Source organism: Streptomyces capparidis (genome assembly GCF_054782095.1).
This window is the reverse complement of the sequence record NZ_BAAGTD010000130.1, coordinates 1-986: the sequence shown is the minus strand read 5'-3', so window position 1 is coordinate 986 and position 986 is coordinate 1. Positions and strand designations below refer to the sequence as shown.

The window sequence follows — 986 nt, the reverse complement described above, 5'->3', positions numbered from 1 at the left end:
GAGATGGCCCTCCTCGTCGACCGGGCCGGAGGCGTCCTCACCCCCGACCTGCGCGCCGAACTCCAAGGCAGCCTGCTCAACTAGCTCTCCCGGCAAGACCCGCGCGACGCGCCGCCGTCCCCCGTTAAGGTCATCAGGCGCGTCGGGGAAGTTGGGCCGGCGCGCGAGCAGGCCCGCAGAACGCGTGAGGAGGAACCGTGTCAACGCCCCCTGATGGACCCGCCTACGGCGGGGCGCAAGCGCCCGGCTACGGCGACCCGTACGGCAACGGTTATGGGAGTGCTTCCTACGGGGGCGGTCACCAGCCGCCGCGCAGATACAACTTCCCCTCGGCCCCGACGCCCCGCCAGGCGCCGGAGCCGCCGGTCCGCGAGCCGCAGCAGGCCCCGTTCCACCAGCCGGCGCCGGAGCACCAGCCCCGGCCCGCGCAGGCCCCGCCCGCCGCGAGCACCACCGACCAGCCGCTGGTGCGCCCGTACGCCATGACGGGCGGCCGGACCAGGCCCCGGTACCAGCTCGCGATCGAGGCGCTGGTCAGCACCACGGCGGACCCGTCGCGCACCTCGGGCCTGCTGCCCGAGCACCAGCGGATCTGCCAGTTGTGCCAGGAGATCAAGTCCGTCGCGGAGATCTCCGCCCTCCTGTCCATCCCGTTGGGCGTCGCCCGTATCCTCGTGGCCGACCTGGCCGAGGCCGGCCTGGTCGCCATCCACCAGCCCGCTGGAGCCGACGAGCCCGGCGCCCAGCCCGATCTGACACTGCTCGAAAGGGTGCTCAGTGGACTTCGCAAGCTCTAGGGCCCAGGAACCCGCCATGGGTCAGGCTGGAGCCCGTTCCACCACGTCCGCGAAGATCGTCATCGCGGGCGGGTTCGGCGTCGGCAAGACCACGTTCGTCGGCGCCGTCTCAGAGATCAACCCGCTGCGCACCGAGGCCGTCATGACGTCCGCCTCCGCCGGCATCGACGACCTCACCCACGCACCCGA

The 986-nt window shown here is 72.5% G+C and carries 1 protein-coding gene and 2 pseudogenes; all 3 read left to right on the top strand.

Going from position 1 to position 986, the window contains the following annotated elements; all coding sequences use genetic code 11:
* Positions 1–84: pseudogene (locus tag ACYVO2_RS37245) on the top strand (roadblock/LC7 domain-containing protein); the annotation flags it as partial.
* A gap of 113 nt (positions 85–197) precedes the next feature.
* On the top strand, positions 198–797 hold the full coding sequence (locus ACYVO2_RS37240; RefSeq protein WP_461012560.1) for a DUF742 domain-containing protein: 600 nt from the start codon (positions 198–200) through the stop codon (positions 795–797).
* A pseudogene (locus ACYVO2_RS37235) lies at positions 778–986 on the top strand (ATP-binding protein); the annotation flags it as partial. The gene ACYVO2_RS37240 and the pseudogene ACYVO2_RS37235, both read left to right, overlap by 20 nt.